Annotated in this window: 13 protein-coding genes and 1 pseudogene; 5 read left to right on the forward strand and 9 right to left on the reverse strand. The window is 69.3% G+C overall.

The features are described from left to right. On the forward strand, positions 1–3,582 hold the full coding sequence (locus tag G528_RS17400; RefSeq protein ID WP_084638192.1) for a proline dehydrogenase family protein: 3,582 nt from the start codon (positions 1–3) through the stop codon (positions 3,580–3,582). After that, positions 3,563–5,116: a sodium/proline symporter PutP gene (gene putP, locus G528_RS0112205; protein WP_026919219.1), complete on the forward strand. Its 1,554-nt coding sequence runs from the start codon at positions 3,563–3,565 to the stop codon at positions 5,114–5,116. The genes G528_RS17400 and putP overlap by 20 nt, the downstream gene beginning before the upstream one ends. A gap of 1 nt (position 5,117) precedes the next feature. Here putP and G528_RS0112210 read toward each other — a convergent pair whose 3' ends face one another. Further along, entirely contained in the window at positions 5,118–6,329 is a 1,212-nt protein-coding gene (locus G528_RS0112210) for a PucR family transcriptional regulator (protein ID WP_026919220.1), read from the reverse strand. Positions 6,330–6,450: 121 nt separating this feature from the next. Between G528_RS0112210 and G528_RS0112215 the strand changes: the two genes are divergently transcribed. Then, positions 6,451–7,950: a flavin-containing monooxygenase gene (locus tag G528_RS0112215; RefSeq protein WP_026919221.1), complete on the forward strand. Its 1,500-nt coding sequence runs from the start codon at positions 6,451–6,453 to the stop codon at positions 7,948–7,950. A gap of 10 nt (positions 7,951–7,960) precedes the next feature. On the opposite strand, the gene G528_RS0112220 is transcribed toward G528_RS0112215, so the two are convergent. The 4 genes from G528_RS0112220 to G528_RS0112235 all read right to left on the reverse strand — a co-directional run bounded on the left by G528_RS0112220 (position 7,961) and on the right by G528_RS0112235 (position 10,855). Continuing rightward, the gene (locus tag G528_RS0112220) at positions 7,961–9,184 is read right to left on the reverse strand and encodes an acyl-CoA dehydrogenase family protein (RefSeq protein ID WP_026919222.1); all 1,224 of its coding nucleotides are present in this window, start codon (positions 9,182–9,184) and stop codon (positions 7,961–7,963) included. A gap of 61 nt (positions 9,185–9,245) precedes the next feature. Further along, the gene (locus G528_RS0112225) at positions 9,246–9,803 is read right to left on the reverse strand and encodes a histidine phosphatase family protein (RefSeq protein ID WP_342663119.1); all 558 of its coding nucleotides are present in this window, start codon (positions 9,801–9,803) and stop codon (positions 9,246–9,248) included. Next, on the reverse strand, positions 9,800–10,609 hold the full coding sequence (locus G528_RS0112230) for a CbtA family protein (RefSeq protein ID WP_026919224.1): 810 nt from the start codon (positions 10,607–10,609) through the stop codon (positions 9,800–9,802). The genes G528_RS0112225 and G528_RS0112230 overlap by 4 nt, the downstream gene beginning before the upstream one ends. Before the next feature lie 21 nt (positions 10,610–10,630). Further along, positions 10,631–10,855: a CbtB domain-containing protein gene (locus G528_RS0112235; protein WP_026919225.1), complete on the reverse strand. Its 225-nt coding sequence runs from the start codon at positions 10,853–10,855 to the stop codon at positions 10,631–10,633. 205 nt (positions 10,856–11,060) lie between these two features. Here G528_RS0112235 and G528_RS0112240 point away from each other — a divergent pair, with 205 nt between their 5' ends. Then, complete coding sequence (locus G528_RS0112240) at positions 11,061–15,674, forward strand: ATP-dependent helicase (RefSeq protein WP_026919226.1); 4,614 nt, start codon at positions 11,061–11,063, stop codon at positions 15,672–15,674. 18 nt (positions 15,675–15,692) lie between these two features. Here G528_RS0112240 and G528_RS0112245 read toward each other — a convergent pair whose 3' ends face one another. Continuing rightward, the gene (locus G528_RS0112245; protein WP_026919227.1) at positions 15,693–16,112 is read right to left on the reverse strand and encodes a pyridoxamine 5'-phosphate oxidase family protein; all 420 of its coding nucleotides are present in this window, start codon (positions 16,110–16,112) and stop codon (positions 15,693–15,695) included. A gap of 58 nt (positions 16,113–16,170) precedes the next feature. Beyond that, a complete protein-coding gene (locus G528_RS0112250) occupies positions 16,171–17,916 on the reverse strand; it encodes a glycerol-3-phosphate dehydrogenase/oxidase (RefSeq protein ID WP_026919228.1) in 1,746 nt (581 codons plus the stop codon). Positions 17,917–17,967: 51 nt separating this feature from the next. On the opposite strand from G528_RS0112250, the gene glpK reads away from it, so the two are divergent. After that, positions 17,968–19,482 (forward strand): glycerol kinase GlpK, encoded by a 1,515-nt coding sequence (gene glpK / locus G528_RS0112255; protein ID WP_026919229.1) that lies wholly within the window; start codon positions 17,968–17,970, stop codon positions 19,480–19,482. Between the two features lie 88 nt (positions 19,483–19,570). Here the strand turns inward: glpK and G528_RS18810 are convergent, their stop codons facing one another. Together G528_RS18810 and G528_RS18815 are read right to left on the reverse strand one after the other, a co-directional pair. Continuing rightward, on the reverse strand, positions 19,571–20,089 hold the full coding sequence (locus G528_RS18810) for a hypothetical protein (RefSeq protein WP_026919230.1): 519 nt from the start codon (positions 20,087–20,089) through the stop codon (positions 19,571–19,573). Positions 20,090–20,208: 119 nt separating this feature from the next. Then, positions 20,209–20,475 (reverse strand): annotated as a pseudogene (locus G528_RS18815) (DUF222 domain-containing protein); the annotation flags it as partial. Positions 20,476–20,482 lie beyond the last annotated feature (7 nt).

The raw sequence follows: 20,482 nt of genomic DNA on the forward strand, positions 1-20,482 counted from the left end.
ATGCCCACCGCCCCCGGCGTCGACGGCGCCACCGAATGGACCGGCCTCGCGATCGACTCGCAGCAGCTCGTCCGCGATTGGTTGAACACGGCCGAGCACTCACCGTCCGAGCAGCACCCTTCCGCACGGCGGCTGGCCGCCGTGCTCTCCGACCCGGCGGGGCTCGACTTCACCGTCGGCTTCATCGACCGGGTGATCGGCACCGAGGACGACTCCGCGGCCGCCGCCGCGCTCACCGAGATCGCCGCATCCGTGCCCCACGCCCTCGGACTCCTCGACCGAGCGCAGATCCGACTCGGCGGTGCACTCGCGCGGATGATGCCGAGGGTCGTGGTCCCCGTAGCCCGGACCCGCATGCGGACGATGGTCGGGCACATGATCGTCGACGCACGCGATCGGCCGTTGACCGCCGCCATCGCGCGACTCACCGCCGGCGGGCATCGACTCAACATCAATCCGCTCGGCGAGGCGGTCCTCGGAGACGACGAGGCCGACAACCGTCTGGCCGACGCCCGCCGCCTGCTGGCCCGCGATGACGTGGACTACGTGTCGATCAAGGTGTCGTCAGTGGTCTCACAGCTGTCGATGTGGGCGTTCGACGAGACGGTCCGTCATGTCGTCGACCGACTCGTCCCGCTGTACCTCGACGCCGCTCAGGCACCCCGCGGCGAGAAGTTCATCAACCTCGACATGGAGGAGTACCGCGATCTGGAGCTCACCATCGCGGTCTTCACCCGGCTGCTGAGCCGACCGGACCTCGCCGGCCTCGAGGCGGGAATCGTCCTGCAGGCCTACCTCCCCGACGCGCTCGGTGCCGCACAGCGGCTGTCCGCGTTCGCCGCCGCGCGGGCCGCCGCCGGCGGCCCCGACATCAAGATCCGGCTCGTCAAGGGCGCCAACCTCGCGATGGAGACCGTGCATGCAGAGATCGCGGGCTGGCCGAGAGCCACCTGTCCGACCAAAGCGGCGACGGACGCCAATTACAAGCGCGTGCTGACCTGGCTGCTGACCGCCGACCGAATGCACGGCCTCCGCGTCGGCGTCGCGGGGCACAATCTGTTCGACATCGCCTTCGCTCACCTGCTCGCGGGCCGACGCGGGGTTTCCGACCGCGTCGAGATCGAGATGCTGCAGGGAATGGCCACGCAGCATGCCGCGGCGATCTCCGGCGACGTCGGACGGCTCCTGCTCTACGTGCCCGCGGTCCGCCCGCGGGAGTTCGATGTCGCGATCTCCTACCTGGTCCGGCGCCTCGAGGAGAACGCCGCAGACGAGAACTTCATGTCGGGGATCTTCCAGCTGACCGGCGACAGCGAGGTGTTTCGGCGGGAGGCCGGCCGATTCGCGGCATCGGTCCGGATCCTCGAGGAGACGATCGGACGCGACGGCGACGACGCACCCGGCCCCGCCCGCAGCCAGGACCGCGCCGCCGGGGAGGAGACACCGGTGCCGCCGATCTCCACTCCCCTGCCCGCCTTCGCCAATGAGCCCGACACCGACCCCGCACTGCCTGCGAACCAGCGGTGGGCACGCGAGGCGATCGCGCGCGCCTCGACCCCGGGCTGGCTCGAATCCCAACCGGTACCGCCCGCCGTGTCCCGCGATGAAGTGGACATCGTCGTGTCCCGCGCCCGCGCCGCCGCGGTCGAGTGGCGGGCACGCTCCGCCGCCGAGCGTTCCACGCTGCTCTATCGCACCGCCGAGATCCTCGCCCGGCGACGGGGCCATCTGATCTCCTTGGCCGCCGCCGAGGCGGGAAAGTCGGTGTCCCAATCGGACCCGGAGATCTCCGAGGCGATCGACTTCGCCCGCTACTATGCGCATCGGGCACTCGCCCTCGACGGCGTCGAGGGCGCCCGATTCATCCCCGACGAGGTGATCGTCGTGACGCCGCCGTGGAATTTTCCGATCGCGATCCCAGCGGGCGGCACCTTCGCCGCACTCGCGGCCGGAGCGGCGGTGATTCACAAGCCGTCGGTCCCCACACCGCGCTGCTCGATGGCGATTCTGGAAGCCCTGTGGGATGCGGGAGTCCCGCGCGACGCGTGCCAGGGCGTCTTCCCCGATGAAGGTCCGGCCGGCCGTGCCCTCATCGAGCATCCGAACGTCGATCGTGTTCTGCTCACCGGTTCATCCCAGACGGCGGCGCTGTTCGCGTCATGGCGGCCGTCGCTGAAGATCAACGCCGAGACCTCGGGGAAGAACGCGCTCGTCATCACCCCCTCCGCGGACCGCGACCTGGCGATCGCCGATCTGGTCGACAGCGCCTTCGGGCACGCCGGACAGAAGTGCTCGGCGGCGTCGCTGGGGATCCTCGTCGGTCGTGCATACGAGTCGCAGCGCTTCCGTCGACAACTGGTGGACGCGGCCTCATCGCTGGTCGTCGGACCTCCGACCGACCTCGCCGCGACGGTCGGCCCCCTCACCGAGCTGCCCTCGACGAAACTGATGCGCGCCCTGACCACGGTGGAGCCCGGCGAACGCTGGCTGCTCGAGCCGCGACGACTCGACGACGCGGGACGCCTGTGGTCACCGGGAATCAAGGACGGCGTGGCGCCGGGATCGTTCTTCCACCACACGGAATGTTTCGGCCCGGTTCTCGGACTCATGCGGGCCGACGATCTCGATGATGCGCTGCGCCTGCAGAACGACGTGGGCTTCGGCCTCACCGCGGGTCTGCACTCCCTGGATCCCCGCGAGGTGCGGGCCTGGCTGGACCGCGCCGAGGCCGGCAACCTCTACGTCAACCGAGGGATCACCGGCGCCATCGTCCGGCGGCAGCCGTTCGGCGGCTGGAAGCGGTCCTCGGTGGGCCTCGGCTCGAAGGCGGGCGGGCCGAACTACCTCATGCAAATGGGTTCGTGGGTCGACGATCCGGTGCATCGGCCGACGACCGGTCCACCGACGCCACCGCGCGTGCCCGCTGTCGCCGCATTCGTCGACACCGTCGCCGCGGGTCTTCCCGCCGCACGTGCCGAGTGGCTGCGTGCGGCGGCCGCCGATGACGACCACGCGTGGGCCTCCGAGTTCGGCGTCCCCCGCGATGAGACGGGCCTGGTGGCCGAGGCCAACATCTTTCGTTACCGCCCGACCGGCGTCACACTGCGGGTGACGGCCGACTCGGAGCCCGCCGACATCGCCCGGCTGGTCGCGGCGGGCCTCCGCAGTGGAGCCACGATGCTGATCGTCCCCGAACCCGTCTTGCGGCCAGACGTCGACCTCGTTCTCGATGCGGCGTCGCACGCCGGTGTGACCGTCGCGGCATCATGCGACGACGCGGAGTTCGTCACCGTGATGCGGAGCAGCGGAATGCCACGCATCCGCTCGGCGACGACGCTCTCCGACCGCCTCCGGGGTCTACTCGCACGCCATCGGGAAGTGACGCTGCTCGACGACGCGGTCACCGCTTCGGGCCGTGTGGAACTGCGCAATTGGCTCGTCGAGCAGTCGGTGTCGATGACCGTGCATCGATTCGGCAACGAGGTCCGCGCATTCCGCGAACTGGCAGTGGATCTCGAACAAGAATCAGCACTGGCCGCAGTGGTAACCGGGAGGCATGCCGATGGACGTCGACACCGCTGACAGAGTCGCTCAATTGACCGCCGTCGGCCTCTACTTCGCCGCGATGCTCGGCATCGGGTTCTACGCCTTCCGTCGCACCCGCGACAGCCTCGACGACTACATGCTCGCCGGCCGCGGACTCAAGCCCTGGGTCGCCGCACTCAGCGCAGGCGCATCGGACATGTCCGGCTGGTTGCTGATGGGTCTGCCGGGCGCCGTCTATCTCTCCGGACTGTCACAGTCGTGGATCATGATCGGCCTGCTGGTGGGGGCCTGGGCGAACTGGAAGCTGGTCGCACCACGGCTGCGGGCGTACACGGAGGTCGCCGGCAACGCGATCACGATTCCCAGCTTCCTGGAGTTCCGGTTGCGCGACCGGTCACGACTGCTCCGCATCACCTGCGGCGTGGTGATTCTGGTGTTCTTCACCTTCTACGTCTCGAGCGGGATGGTCGCCTCGGGCAAGTTCTTCGAGAGCTCCTTCGGCGTGAACTACACGGTGGGCATGCTCATCGTCGCCGCCATCACGATGATCTACACCCTGTTCGGCGGCTTCCTCGGCGCGTCGCTCACCGATGTAGCCCAGGGCCTACTCGTCGTCGTCGCACTGTTGGCCGTCCCGATCATCGGGATCATCGATCTCGGCGGGATCGGAGCCGCAGTCGACGGCGTCCGCGCCGGGAACCGCGACGCCCTGAGTTTCATCAGCGGCAGCACCGTCATGGGCATCGTCTCGGCCGTTGCCTGGGGCCTCGGGTACTTCGGTCAACCCCACATCCTCGTGCGCTTCATGGCGCTGCGAACCCCCGGTGAGGCCGGCATCGCTCGCCGGATCGGCATCGGCTGGATGTTCCTGTGCGCCGTCGGAGCGGTCGGCACATCGCTCGTCGGGATCGCCTATTTCGCCGACGCCGCGAACGCCGGACACCAGCCGAGTGATCCCGAGACGATCTTCCTCGTTCTGTCGCGCCTGCTGTTCCACCCGTTCATCGCCGGGTTGGTCCTCGCCGCGGTATTGGCCGCGATCATGTCGACCATCTCCTCACAACTCGTCGTGTGCTCGTCAGCGCTGGTCGAGGACCTGTACAAACTGGTGGCCGAGAAGACCTCCCACGGCCGCAACCTCACCGAGGCGATGTTCGTCCGATTCGGCCGACTCGGTGTGCTCGCCATCGCCGTGATCGCCGCACTGCTCGCCCTCTCGCCGTCGAACAGCATCCTGGCGTTGGTGGCATTCGCCTGGGCCGGCTTCGGCTCAGCGTTCGGTCCCGCGGTGGTCCTGTGCCTGTACTGGCGTGCGATGACGGTGGCCGGCGCGCTGGCGGGCATCGTCACCGGGGCATCGGTGGCATATGTCTGGGGCCAGTTCCCGATTCACGAGACCGTGTACGAGATCATCCCCGGTGTCGTCGCGAGCACACTCGTCGCCGTGATCGTCAGCCTCCTGACGCGGCGTCACGACCCGGAGATCGACGCCGAGTTCACCCGCGCCGTCGCCGTGAGTCTCGGGGAGTCATCGCGTCCCGACCCCGAACCGGAGGCTGCGCGCGCCTGATTCATCGTCGCCACCGGACGATGTCCAATGCGGCGGCGACGGCGGCGGAGCTGGACGACAGCGGGGCCGGGAGCAGTTCCTGAGCGCGGGCGATCCGGCGAACGACGGTGTTGCGGTGGGTGTAGAGCCGGGCCGCAGCGGCGGCGGCGTTGCACTGTTCCGCCATCCAGATGCGCATCGTCTCGTGCAGCACCGGGTCGGCGGTCGCGAGGTCTCCGAGCGCCTCGTGGACGAACTCGTCGACGCGCTTCCGATCTTCGCTCATCGCCGACAGCAGCCGCAGATCGTCGTACACCGCGAATCGCGCACTCGATCCCATCTGCGACAGCAGACTCCGACATTCGAGAGCTTGGAAGTGACTGCGTCGGAAGCCTTCCCGTCCTACGCCGGGCGATCCCGCGACCACTCGGACCTCCGGGTGCGCGGCCAGTGCCGGGTCGACGACGAGTTGCGCGGTCGGCACCCACACCCACAGTTCGGCCGCGCCCGCGAGCACCGTCAGGCGCCGTTGGACCCCCGAGGCGATCATCACGGCCTCGCACGCCGTTTCGAGCTCGTCGGGCGGCATGTCGACGTCGCCGGAGAGGATCATCGCCGTGTGGGGGCCGTCGATGGAGTACCGGAGCTGGTCGCTCGCCCGCGCCGGCGAGATCGGCGCTCCCTCGAGGATGAGCGCCACGGCCGCGCGGCGTTGGGCGTGAGTGTCGCCGGCCAGTTCGGCGCGGGCCACGCCGAGCTGGCGGGCGAGTTCGGCGACGGTGTCGTCGATGAACGTCGCGATGGATGCCGACGTGACCTCGAGAAGTTCGCGCAAGAGGACCGCATCGGTGGTGAGACCGAAGCAGATCTGCATCCAGATCTGCCACGCGACGTTCTGTGCGGTGCGGAACGAGTCGAGGGCGCCGGCGTCGAATCCGCGGCGCACCAACTCCCTGATGAACGCGGTGGTCTGCTCGGTGACGTTGACACTCACCCGGTCTCCGGGCGCGTCGAGATTGCTCTGCGCCCAGTGCGCCAGATTCCCCGCATTGATCTGGAGGGCGATCTCGAGCAGTCGCTCATCGGCCACGATCGGCGCCATCCCCGACGGGCTCATGACCGCACGGTTGAGATCGGCGGCCCATTCCGGGGGCGCGGCCAGCACGATCTCGACGCCGGAGCGGATCAGGTCGGCGACGTCGGGACTGGGTTCACGAACTACAGGCGAAGTCACGATGTTCATTATGAACCATGAATGCATTCAATCAGGTTCACTTCACCCTTGCATCGATACGACAATGACAACGATCATTGATATCAACATCTTCAGTCCACACCGACGAACGGATCACCGCATGACCACCGACGCGATTCTCACCGACCAACCGCTCGACGTCGTCATCCTCGGCGCCGGCATCTCCGGCATCGGCGCCGCCCACTACCTCACCACCGAACACCCCGGGAAGGCGTTCGCCATCCTCGAGTCACGCGACTCCATCGGCGGCACCTGGGATCTGTTCCGCTACCCCGGAATCCGCTCCGACTCGGACCTCAACACCTTCGGCTACGAGTTCAAGCCCTGGCGCGATCCGCAGGCCATCGCCGACGCCCCCCGCATCCTCGACTACCTGCACGAGGCCGTCGCCGACGACCGGCTCGAATCGAAGATCGCCTTCCGCCGCCGCGCCGTGGCCGCCGACTGGTCGGAGGCCGACCAGCTGTGGACGCTGACGGTCCGGCACACCGACACCGGCGAGACGTCCACCGTGCGGACCCGCTGGGTGTTCGCCGGCACCGGCTACTACAACTACGACGAGGGCTTCACCCCCGAATTCGCCGGCCGCGAGTCGTTCACCGGTCAGGTCGTACACCCGCAGCACTGGCCCGAGGACCTCGATTACGCAGGCAAGAAGGTCGTGGTGATCGGGTCCGGCGCCACCGCCGTGACCCTGGTGCCGTCGATGGCCGGCGAGGCCGAGCACGTCACCATGTTGCAGCGCACCCCGACCTACGTCATCCCGCTCCCCCGGGAGGACATGATCGCCAACGTCCTCAAGAAGACGCTGGGCGCCGAACGCGGCTACAAGCTCAGCCGCCGCAAGAACATCCTGCAGCAGAAGTTCGTCTACCAGTTCTGCCAGCGATTCCCCGGCGCCGCCCGCAAGGTGATCCGCGGCACCAACGCCGCCCTCCTGCCCCGGGACTTCGACCTCGACACGCACTTCAATCCGCCGTACAACCCGTGGGATCAGCGCCTGTGCGTCGTCCCCGACGGCGACCTGTTCAAGGCGCTCCGGGCGGGATCGGCGTCCATCGAGACCGGTCGCATCAAGCGCTTCGTCGAGAACGGGATCGAACTCGAGTCCGGCGAGCTGATCGAGGCCGACATCATCGTCACCGCCACCGGACTCAACCTGCAGCTGTTCGGCGGGATGGAACTGCGTCGCGACGGCGAGCCGATCGATCTCACCGAGACCGTCGCCTACCGCGGCGTGATGCTCTCGACCGTCCCCAACTGGGTACTGGCGATCGGCTACACCAACTCGTCGTGGACCTTGAAGATCGGTCTGATCTGCGAGTACTTCTGCCGCATGCTCACGCACATGGACGAGAACTCCTACACCTCGGTCCGCGCGATCCCGCCGACCGGCATGCAGACGCGACCGCTGCTCGACTTCGGCGCCGGATACGTCAAACGCGCCCTGGACCGGCTGCCGGTCCAGGGCACCACTGCGCCCTGGACCATGACGATGGCGGTGTCCGCCGACGTCAAGCAGCTCCGCAAGGGTGAGGTCGTCGACGACTGTCTGCAGTACACGTCCGCCGAGACGACCGTGACCGAGTCCGTCGCCTGACCCCGTCCGGTCAGTCGGCCAACAGCCCCTTGGCGACGTGCGTCACCTGGATCTCGTTGGAGCCCGCGTAGATCATCAACGACTTGGCGTCACGCGCGAGCTGCTCGACGCGGTACTCGGCCATGTAGCCGTTCCCGCCGAAGAGCTGGACCGCCTCCATCGCGACCTCGGTGGCGGCCCGCGACGAGTACAGCTTCATCGCCGAGGCCTGCGCGAGAGTCGGCGGCTTGCCGGCCTTGGCGGCCTCCATCGCGACGAACAGCATGTTCTGCACGTTCAGCCGTGCGACCTCCATCTCGGCGAGCTTGAGCTGGATGAGCTGGAAGCGCCCGATCTCCTGCCCCCACAGGGTGCGGGATTTGGCGTAGTCGATCGACAGTCGCTGGCACTCGTTGATGATGCCCAAGGACAGCGCCGCGATGCCGATCCGTTCGGCGGTGAATCCGGCCTTGGCACTGTCGCCGCCGCGACGATCCGAACCGGTGTCCTCCGTCTCGCCGAGGAGCCGGTCCTTGGTGATGCGGACGTTGTCGAAGAACAGTTCGCCGGTCGGCGAGCTCATCATGCCCATCTTCTTGAACGGCTTGCCGAGGGTCAGCCCCTCCATCCCGGCGTCCAGGACGAAGGTCAGCACCTTGCGCTCGCGCATCGGGGTGCCGTCGCCCTCGTCGAGTTTCGCGAACACCACGATCGTGTCGGCGTAGGGACCGTTGGTGATGAAGGTCTTGTTGCCGGTGAGGATGTAGTCGTCACCGTCGCGTTTGACCGTGGTCTTCATGCCGCCGAGCGCATCGGAACCGCTGTCGGGCTCGGTGATGGCCCAGGCGCCGACCTTCTCCATGGTGACCAGTCCCGGCAGCCAGCGGCGCTTCTGCGCCAGCGTGCCGCGGCTGCGGATCGTCGAGACCGTCAGTCCCATGGAGACGCCCATCGAGGCGATGAGGCCCAGGCTGACGCCCGCCATCTCCATGTTGAGGATGAGGAACATCGAGTCGGCGAGAGCGTTCGAGCCGCCGCCCTTCTTCTGCTCGCCGGCCTCCTCGGCAGCGAGGTCTGCCTCCAGCCGCTCGGCGTTCATCGTGTCCATGCCGAACGCCGCCAGCATCGACCGCAGGATGTCGTACGGCGGAAGCTCACCGGACTCCAGGGCGTCGAGGTTCGGCCGCACCTCCTTGTCGATGAAGCCGCGAACGGCATCCCGGACCATCAAGTCTTCGTCAGACCACTCGAACATCGAGCCTCCAAAATTGGAACATGTTTCACTTCGGTTCTGACGGTAGCGTAACGGCACACGATCATCCGCGGAAGGTCCGCCGCACGACCTCGATCCGGTGCATCGACGCCGGCCGGACCTCGCAGGCGAAGAACCCCACCGCGTCGTCGCACAGCACGGCCTGTGCCACGGGTCCGGCGAGGACCAGCGTCGCGTCGACCGGCTCCGCATCCGCCAGCGCGTCGACGGCCACCTCGATCCGGCGGACGAACTCCCGAACGCTCTCGCCGCCGTGACCGCGCCAGTCGACGTCGCCGAACCACGCGGCCAGCTCCCGCGGATCGACCTCGGCGGGCGTCCGGCCCGCCCATCGCCCGACGTCGAGGCTCGCCAGCTGCTCGACCACCTCGTACGCCGCCCGCGACCCGGTCCGGTCGACGTGGTCGGCGGTCTCCCGCACCGACTTCTCCGGGCCGGCGATCAAGCGATCGGCGACCCCCTGCGGGCGGTCGGCGGACAGGTCGACGGCGAGAGCCGCCGCATCGCGGCGGCCTCGCTCGTCGAGTCCGCTCCGCTCGCCGCCGAACCGCACGTCCCGGTTGGGGGCCGTGCGGGCGGCGACGACGATGCGCACTCTCACGCGTCGACGCGGGCCGACGGCGCCTCCGTTCGCGTCGCGGCGCGTCGCATCAGCACCGTCAGCGCGGCGACGAACACGACGGTCAGCACCGTCCACAACACCACCTGACCACCGACCGCGTAGATGCGGAAGTCGGCGACCACCTGCCCCGGGAAACCGGGCGCGACGATCCGGTCACCGTCCATGACGGGTCCCGGCACTTCGCGGAAGTCGGGCAGAAGCAGCGCGGTCACGGTCACGCCCACCAGGTAGACGACGGCCGCACCGAGTGTCGCCCACAGCGGCGGGATGCGACGCGCCGACCGGGATGCCGCGATCGCGACCGCGACCGCGAGCACCACCGAGACCACGGTGAGCGTGAGATACGCCCCGGACCGTGCGCCGATGGTGTCCTCCTCGCCCACGGCCGGCGGATTCGGCGGGTACACGAAGTACGGGACGCCGATCACGGCGATGAATCCCACGGCCCCCACCGCGACGGCCACGATCCGGGGATCGAGGTCGTCGCGGCGGCGTCCGACGTACGCCCACGCGAGGGTGAACGCCACGGCGAAGAACGCGCCGATCGCGAGTGCGAAGACCACGGTCCCCACACCGGCGCCGATGTTCTCCTGAACCGATCGGGTGAACACCTCGTGTTCGTGCTCGGCCTGCCCGGTGAGCGCGGCTTCCGCGTCCGAGCGGACGTCTTCGTAGTCGATGGCCCGAGCGACTTGCGGTTCGATGAAGATCCGGGCGTACACGAACGTCACGATTCCGGCCACCAGACCTGCGAGCAGGCCTGCGGCGGTGAACTTTCGCTCCATGTTCTGTTGTCCTCCGAAGTCTCAGTGGCAGGGGAAGCCGAGGAAGTGGCGGGCGTCGTGCACGAACTCGTGGACGTGCGTGTCGCTGCCGAACACGGAGACGGCCCCCTGGTCATAGCCGAGGAAGTAGTAGGCCAGGGCGGCCAGGAGGACGGTGGCGGTGAGCCAGAGCGCGGTGCCGGCCGCCGACAGCGTCGGCACGGCCAGAGAGGAGGTGCGCAGGGAGCGCGCGGTGGATGCAGTCATCGATGATGATCCTTACAGCTCGGCCGGATCGTGCGTCCGGCATCGTCGAGGGACTCGTCGACCCGGCTGTCTGAACTCCGCGTGCTCGCTCGAACACGCGTCACAGTGGCGCGACCGTTCCGGATTCTCACCGGGTTAGCCGAATCGACGGTTCGACTCTACCGCGCAGACCCGCGGTGTCGGTGCCGTGCGTTTGAATGGACTGATGACGTCTGGCTCGATCCTGCGGAGCATGCACCCGGCGACCGCCCGCTGGTTCGACGACGCCTTCGGTGCGGCCACACCGGCCCAGGAGCAGGCCTGGACGTCGATCGCCCGCGGCGATCACACCCTGGTCGTCGCGCCGACGGGGTCGGGGAAGACGCTCGCCGCGTTCCTGTGGGCCCTCGACTCGCTGCACCGCGAGCGGCTCTCCGGCGACACCGCGCCGACGCCCGGCGTCCGCATCCTGTACATCTCGCCGCTCAAGGCGTTGGCCGTCGACGTCGAACGGAATCTGTCGGCGCCCCTCGCGGGCATCCGCGAGGCCGCCGAGACCCTCGGTGTCTCGGCGCCGGAGGTCACCGTCGGCGTCCGCACCGGCGACACCCCGCCGGCCGACCGCCGGCGACTGCGGACGCGTCCGCCGGACATTCTCATCACCACCCCCGAATCGGTGTACCTGATGCTGACCTCGGCGGTCCGCGACACGTTGAGCACGGTCACCACCGTCATCGTCGACGAGGTCCACGCCGTCGCCGGCACCAAACGCGGAACCCACCTGGCCCTGTCCCTCGAACGCCTCGACGAGTTGGTGGACCGGCCCGCGCAGCGCATCGGACTGTCGGCCACCGTCCGTCCCACCGACCTGGTCGGCGACTTTCTCACCGGATCGGCGCCGTGCACCCTCGTGACGCCCGCCGTCGATTCGACTCTCGACCTGCGGGTCGACGTCCCGGTCGACGACATGACCGACATTCCACCGCCCGCGCCCGACGCCGGCGAACCCGACGACGCCCTCTCACCGACCGCGGGCTCGTTGTGGCCGCATGTCGAGGCGGCGATCGTCGATCTCGTCGAGCAGAACCGCTCGACGATCGTGTTCGCGAACTCGCGTCGGCTCGCCGAACGGCTCACCTCGAGGCTCAACGAGATCGCCGCCCGGCGCGCCGGCGTCCCGTTCGACGGCGATGCGCCGAATCCCGCGGTCCCCGGCGGGATGCCCGCCTTCGTCTCGGGCAGCGGCGATGTCGGCGGCGCGCCCGCCGTCCTCGCCCGGGCCCATCACGGTTCGGTGAGCCATCGTCGGCGCGCCGAGATCGAGGACGATCTGAAGTCGGGGCGCCTGCGGTGCGTCGTGGCGACCAGTTCCCTGGAACTCGGCATCGACATGGGGTCGGTCGATCTGGTGATCCAGGTGGAGTCGCCACCCTCGGTGGCGTCGGGTCTCCAACGGATCGGGCGTGCGGGCCACCGTGTCGGCGAGGTCAGTCGCGGCGTCGTGTTCCCCAAGACCCGGACCGATCTGCTCGACGCCGCGGTGACCGCCGCACGGATGCGACGCGGTGAGATCGAGGCGATCTCCGTGCCGGTCGGTCCGCTCGACGTTCTCGCCCAGCAGACGATCGCCGCGACCGCCGTCGACGACGTGGCGGTGGACCACTGGTTCGACGTGGTGCGACGCGCCCTGCCGTACCGCACCCTCACGCGCGACGTCTACGACGCGGTCCTCGACCTGATCTCCGGCCGGTACCCGTCCGACGAGTTCGGCGAACTGCGCGCCCGCGTCGACTACGACCGCACCGCGGGCGTCCTGCGTGCCCGGCGCGGCACACTGCGCCTGGCCGTCACCTCCGGCGGCACGATCCCCGACCGCGGTCTGTTCGGGGTCTTTCTGGCCGCCACCGACGACTCGGGGCAGCCGCGTCGCGTGGGCGAGCTCGACGAGGAGATGGTCTACGAGTCACGGGTCGGCGACGTCTTCGCGCTCGGGGCGTCGAGCTGGCGGATCGAGCAGATCACGCACGACCGCGTCCTGGTCTCACCGGCGTCCGGTATGCCCGGTCGGCTCCCGTTCTGGATCGGCGACTCCCAGGGCAGGCCGGCCGAACTCGGTGCGGCGATCGGCCGGTTCCTCGGCGCGGCCGACGACCCCGAACCGTTGGCCGCGATGGCCGCGGACGTCGGGCTCTCCGACGGTGCGCTCGCCAACCTGTCCTCACTCATCGCCGACCAGCGTGCCGCCACCGGGACCGTCCCCACCGACCGGCGGCTCGTCGTCGAGCGGTTCCGCGACGAGCTCGGCGACTGGCGGATCATCATGCACTCGCCGTACGGTCTGCGGGTCCACGCGCCGTGGGCGAGCGCCGTGGCCGCCCGGCTCGCCGACCGGTTGGGGCTCGACGGTGCCACGACGGCCACCGACGACGGCATCATCGTCCGACTCCCGGACACCGATGACGTCCCGCCGGGCGCCGAGGTGTTCGTCATCGACCCGGCCCTCATCGAGCACGAGGTGACCGATGCGCTGGCGGGCTCGGCCCTGTTCGCGGCACGGTTCCGGGAGTGCGCGGCGCGGGCGCTGCTGCTGCCGCGGCGCGATCCCGGCCGACGCGCACCACTGTGGCAGCAGCGTCAGCGCAGCGCCCAGCTGCTCGCGGTCGCCGCCCGCTTCGGCGACTTCCCGATCATCCTCGAAGCGGTCCGCGAGTGCCTCTCCGACGTCTACGACCTGCCCGCGCTCACCGACGTCCTGACGGGCCTCGCCGACCGCACGATCGAGGTGACGGAGGTCGAGACGACGGGGCCGTCGCCGTTCGCCGCGGCGATGATGCTCGGCTATGTCGGCACGTTCATCTACGACGGCGACACCCCGCTGGCCGAGCGCCGGGCGACCGCGCTCTCGCTCGACACCGCGCTGCTCGCGCAGCTGCTGGGTCGGGTGGATCTGCGCGAACTGCTCGACCCGACCGTCGTCGCCGACGTGGTGGCCCGACTCCAGGCGACCGCACCCGACCGTCGGGCCCGCGACCGCCAGGACGTGGTGGATCTGCTCCGTCGCCTCGGGCCGTGCACCGTCGACGAGGTGACCGCGCGATTCGACGATTCCGCCGACGAGAGAGCCTCGGACATCGCGGCATCGTTGATCGACGACGGGCAGGTCATCGAGGTGACGGTGGGTGGCCGAACGGTGCTCGCTGCCGTCGACGATGCGGCCCGTCTCCGCGACGGACTGGGCGTCGCCCTGCCGTCCGGCATCCCGTCGGCATTCGCCGAACCGGTCGCCGACCCGGTCGGCGATCTCGTGCACCGGTACGCGCGAACCCACGGGCCGTTCACCGTCGCGGCGGCGGCCGCCGATCTGCCGATGGCACCCGCGGTGGTCGCCCGGGCTCTCGCCGACCTGGCGGGGCGGCGCGCGGTCGTCGAGGGACGGTTCACCGCCGACGAGCCCCAGTGGTGTCACGCCGACGTTCTGGCACAGCTGCGTCGGGGATCGCTCGCCGCGGGCCGAGCCGACGTGGAACCGGTGCCCGGCGAGGCGTACGCCCGTTTTCTGCTCGACTGGCACCGCGTCACCGGGCGGCCGCGCCTGCGGGGCACTCCCGGCGTGCTCACGGTGATCGAGCAGTTGGCGGGGCGTCCGGTGCCCGCATCGGCGTGGGAGACCCTGGTGCTGCCCGCCCGCGTGGCCGACTACCGACCGGAGATGCTCGACGAGCTCACCGCGTCCGGCGAGGTCGTCTGGTCCGGGCATGGAGCCATCGGTCCGGACGACGGTTGGATCGCCATGCATCCCGCCGAGTCGGCCCCGTTGACGCTGCGACCACCCCGTGGCGGGGAGCCGGGTCCACCCCGCGGCGGGGAGCCGGCCGGCCTGCAGGCCGCGGTGCTCGACGCCCTCGGCGATACCGGGGCCCTCCGGTTCCGTGAGCTGGCCGACTCCGCAGGAACCGACCCGGCCCTGGCGGACGCGGTGTGGGATCTGGTGTGGTCGGGTCGTCTGACGAACGACTCGTTCTCGGTGGTTCGCGCCCTGCGCGACCCGCCTCACCGCGGCCGCTCGCGCCCCGCTCGCCCACACTCCACTCGACTTCGCGGCGCCCGGCTCTCCGCCCGGTATCTGGCCGGTGCCGATGCGGCGGGTCCTCGGGTGCCTGCTCGCGTGGGCGGACGGTGGTCGGCGATCCGACGCACGGTGGTCGAACCGACCGCCGCTGCCGCCGCGACCTGCGAGGTCTTGTTGGATCGCCACGGTGTCGTCACCCGCGGCGGGGTGGCCGGCGAGGACGTCGACGGCGGGTTCTCGACCGTCTATCGGGCGCTCACCGTGTTCGAGGACGGCGGCCGCGTCCGTCGCGGCTACTTCATCGACGGTCTCGGCGGCGCGCAGTTCGCGCCCGGTCACACGGTCGACGTGCTGCGGGCGGCGGCGACCGTCCCCCGCGATCGACACCGCGAGGCCGTGGTGTTGGCGGCCACCGATCCGGCGAATCCGTACGGCGAGGCGTTGCCGTGGCCTGAGCGGACGGTCGACTCGGGGCATCGTCCGGGCCGCAAGGCGGGCGCCGTGGTGGTCCTCGTGGCGGGCGTACCCGCGGTGTTCGTCGAGCGCGGAGGCAAGACGATCCTCACGTTCACCGGCGACGAGTCGATCCTCGAGGCCGCCGCGCAGGCCGTGCACGATGCGGTGGTCGACGGGCGGATCGATCGACTTCACATCGATCGGGTGGACGCCGAACCGGTGAGGCGCACCGACCTGGGCCGGCTGCTGGTGGCCGCCGGCTTCTCGACCACCCCGCGCGGCATCCGCATGCGCCGTGGTCCGTCGATGGACTGAGTCGCCGACGGCCGCGCGTCAGACGGCGGCGCCCGCCGTGTCCGGACCGAATGCGAAACGTCGTCCGGAGACCTCGTCGACCTCGATCTCGACGTAGTGGCTCTGTCCCATCGGGACCCACGGGTGCAGGGGCGTCGCGGCCGCCGCGTCGATCTCGACGCTCTCGGTCAGCACGCGCGCGCGGCCCTTGGCCACGACGCTCCACCCGACGTGGCTGGTGAAGGCATCGGTCTCGAACACCGCCCGGTCGTTGACGCCGAGCTGCGTCAGTTTGGTGCCCTCCGCGGTCCGCAGCAGGATCCGACCGTCCGCCACGTACACGTTCAGCGGAAAGATCTCGGGCTGTCCGTCGACGCACAGCGCCAATCGGCCGAACACGCTGCCTTCCAGCAGTTCCCAGCACTGGTCGTCGGTCAGTCGTTCCACGGCGTCGCTCATGCCCCCAGTCTGCTGCGGAGCACCGGTGTCCGCCAGGGACTTTGGTCTGTGACCCTGCTCAGGGCTCGGGGACGGGCACCGGTTCGAGGATCTGTCGACGCGCCTCGGGTGCCGCGGCGCGCAGTGCGTCGGCGGACTCGTCGTCGGGCTGACGTTGCGAGGCGACCTCGGCCTCCACGCGGGCCGTGTAGTTCTCGACCTCCCAGGTGACGGTCTCCTCATCCCAACCGAGGACGGGGGCCATCAGTTCGGCGACCTCGCGGGCGCAGTCCACACCCCGGTGGCTGTATTCGATCGCGATGCGGGTTCGCCGCGCGAGCACGTCCTCGACGTGCAGTGCGCCTTCCGACCAGACGGCGTAGACGATCTCGGCTCGCAGGTACTGCGGTGCCGCAGTCAGCGGGTCGAGCAACGATTCGTCGGCGTCGGCGAAGTACAGCACGTCGTCGAGCAGCGAGCCGTAGCGGTTGAGCAGCCTGCGGATCCGGTAGGGATGCAGTCCGAACCGCTCCCCGAGGTGTTCGCACTGGTTGATGAGCGCGAAGTATCCGTCGGCGCCCAGCAGCGGCACCCGCTCGGTGATGGACGGCGCCACCCGGGTCGGGATGAAGTCGTTGCACGCATCGACCGCGTCGGCGCCCATCACCCGGTAGGTCGTGTATTTGCCGCCGGCGATCGACACGAGTCCGGGCGCGACGACGGCGACCGCGTGCTCGCGGGACAGCGACGACGTCTGATCGTCCTCCCCGGCGAGCAGCGGACGCAGACCGGCGTACACGCCCTCGATGTCGTCGTAGGTGAGCGGGCTGACGAGTTCTTCGTTGACGCGATCGAGGATGTAGTCGATGTCGCGGCGCGTCGCCGCGGGGTGCGCGAGGTCGAGGTTCCAATCGGTGTCTGTGGTGCCGATGATCCAGTGCGTCTCCCACGGGATCACGAAGAGCACTGAGCTGGACGTCCGCAGGATGATCGCGGTCTCGCTGACGATCCGGTCGCGCGGAACGACGATGTGCACGCCCTTGGACGCCCGGACGGTGAAGTGACCGCGCTGGTGCGACAGCGCCTGGACCTCATCGGTCCACACGCCCGCGGCATTGATCACGCAGTGACCGCGGACTTCGGTGGTCTCGCCGGTCTCACTGTCGCGGACCACCACGCCCATCACCCGGTCGGCTTCGGTGAGGAAGCCGACGGCCTGGGTGGACGTGCGGATGACGGCGCCGTACTGGGAGGCGGTGCGGGCGAGCGTGAGACTGTGTCGAGCGTCGTCGACCACTGTGTCGTAGTACCGGATGCCGCCGATGAGCGAACTGCGTTTGAGGCCCGGAGCCACGCGGAGCGCACCGGACCGTGACACGTGCCGCTGACCGGGCACCGATTTGGCGCCGCCCATCCGGTCGTACAGGAACAGGCCGGCGGCCATGTAGGGGCGTTCCCAGAAGCGCCGTGTGAGAGGCGCGAGGAAGGGCAGCGGTTTCACCAGGTGCGGGGCGAGCAGCCGCAACGACAGCTCCCGTTCACGGAGCGCCTCGCGGACGAGACCGAACTCGAACTGCTCGAGGTAGCGAAGTCCGCCGTGGAACATCTTCGACGAGCGGCTGGAGGTTCCCGACGCGATGTCGCGGGCCTCGACGAGGGCGACGCGCAGACCGCGGGTGGCGGCGTCCAGGGCCGCGCCGACTCCGACCACCCCGCCGCCGACGACCACGATGTCGAACTGTTCGCTGCCCAGCCGTCGCCACGCCTCCGCGCGGTAGGCGGGCCCCAGGTCCGCAGGCCGGTCCGGATTGAACTCGCTCTCCATATTTCGCAAGACTACCCGAGAGTAACTCCGTGGCATGCCAGACTTGACACCGTGAATCCGCATGCCGAATTCGTCGCAGCCATCGATCAGGGAACCACCTCCACCAGGGCGATGATCTTCGACCGCGCCGGGTCGGTGGTCGTCAGCGAGCAGTTGGAGCACCGGCAGATCTTTCCGCGCGCCGGATGGGTGGAGCACGACCCGCGGGAGATCTGGCGCAACACTCGTCGCGTGGCCGCCGCAGCGTTGGCCGACGCGCAGTTGAGTCCCGAATCCATCGCGGCGTGCGGGATCACGAACCAGCGCGAGACCACCGTCATCTGGGATCGCAGCACCGGCGAACCGGTGTACAACGCGATCGTCTGGCAGGACACCCGCACCGACGATCTCGCTCAGGAGTTGGCCCGGGACCATCCGGACGGTGTCGATCGGTATCGCGAACGGACGGGGCTCCCGCTGTCGACGTATTTCTCCGGTCTCAAGGCTCGGTGGATCCTCGACAACGTCGAGGGCGTCCGCGCCCGCGCCGAGGCCGGCGACCTGATGTTCGGCACCATCGACACCTGGCTGGCGTGGAACATGACCGGCGGCGTCGACGGCGGACTCCACATCACCGACGTCACCAACGCGTCGCGCACCCTCCTGATGGATTTGCGCACCCTCGACTGGGATCCGGAGATCTGCGCCGACCTCGGCATCCCAATGTCGATGCTCCCGGAGATCCGCAGCAGTTCCGGGGTGCTCGGCGAACTCCGGACGGCGGGGTCGCTACCCGACGTCCCTCTCGGTGGAATTCTCGGCGATCAGCAGGCGGCCATGTTCGGTCAGGCCTGCCTGGCTCCCGGCGAGGCCAAGAACACCTACGGAACCGGCAACTTCCTACTTCTCAACACCGGGACCGAGCCGGTGCTGAGCCGCCACGGCCTGCTCACCACCGTCTGTTACCAGCTCGACGGCGGTCCCGCGCACTACGCGCTGGAGGGGTCGATCGCCGTCACCGGATCGCTGGTGCAGTGGGTCCGCGACAATCTCGGTTTGATCTCCGACGCCGCCGAGATCGAGACCCTGGCGCAACGGGTGGACGACAACGGCGGCGTGTACGTGGTTCCCGCCTTCTCCGGACTGTTCGCACCACGGTGGCGACCCGATGCGCGCGGGGTCATCGTCGGGCTCACCCGGTTCGCGGACCGCCACCACCTGGCGCGCGCCGTCCTGGAGGCCAGCGCCTACCAGACCCGCGAGGTGATCGAGGCGATGGAAGCCGACTCCGGCGTCCGACTGCAGACGCTGAAGGTGGACGGTGGAATGGTGGTGAACGAGCTGTTGATGCAGTTCCAGGCCGACATCCTCGGTGTCCCCGTGGTGCGGCCGGTCGTCAACGAGACCACAGCACTCGGGGCCGCCTACGCCGCTGGTCTCGCCGTCGGCTACTGGTCGGACGTCGAGGAGATCCGGGAGAACTGGGCGCGCGGAGGTCGCTGGGAACCGTCGATGCGTGATGACGAGCGAGCCCGTCTCTACGCCGGCTGGAACCGCGCCGTCACGCACAGCTTCGATCTCGCCTGACCGGCCCTGCCTCCACCGGGTCGTCCTTCGGTGAAGTCGGTATGCGTTCCGGCGCAACACGGCGTGTCGTCAGGTTCGGCGTGTCGGGTCAGAACGGCGGCAGGCCGTCGTCGGTGGCGTCGAGTGCGGCAAGTGCTTGATCGGTTTCGCGGTGGCGGCGGTTGATCGCCCGTTGCTGCATCCGATATCGGTGTTTGGCCTCGAGACGGGTCCGAGTGCGTTTCGGTGCATTCTCGGCGTGTCCGGTTGTTCGGCGTGTCGCGCTGGCGGGGTCACTGGTGGTCGGGTCGCTGTGGTCGCAGGGCAGGAGTCCGAGCTCGGGGAGGAGCCAGGTGTTGGCGGCCTGCCGGCGCACGGTGATGCCTTCCGGGGTGGTGATCTCGGTCCACACGATGCCGTGGGCGTCGATGATCTGGTCGTCGAGCCAGCCGCGAGTATGAGTCTTCAGGCCGTGGTGGAAGCGGCACTTGGGATTGAGGTTGCACGCACACGTCGGCCCACCCGACCCCGGATCGGCGTGGTTGTATTCGGTGACATGATCCAGATCGCACCGCCACGCCGGTCGATCACAGCCGACCCAGGAGCACGTGCCGAACAACCCGCGCACATCGCCTCGGGGGCGGCGGTGGGCCGATATGGATTGCCTCGCTGCGCGGTCCGGTCCAGGAGTTGCCCGAGGTCGAGGTCCCGAGTCGTCGCGTCGGGTCGTTTCGCTAAGTCTCGGACGTGGGCGGCAGAGATCGGCCCGTGGCCGTCCAATACGGCGGGGGTGTCGGCGGAGCCGTCGAGGGTTTCTTTCCGGACCACGACGTGCAGGACGATGCTCGCACACCGGGCGGCCACATCGTGATCGGAGAGCTCAGCCGCACAGTCGGCGCGTTCGCACGCGCAGACGAACGGCACCCCGGTCAGGCGGGCGACGGCCGCATCAGCACGTCGTTCTCCCTTCGTGCGCGGATCGTGGCGGCATACGCCGGCGATGACCGCATCGATGGTGTCT

The organism is Gordonia shandongensis DSM 45094, from assembly GCF_000423025.1.
Lineage (GTDB): Bacteria > Actinomycetota > Actinomycetes > Mycobacteriales > Mycobacteriaceae > Gordonia > Gordonia shandongensis.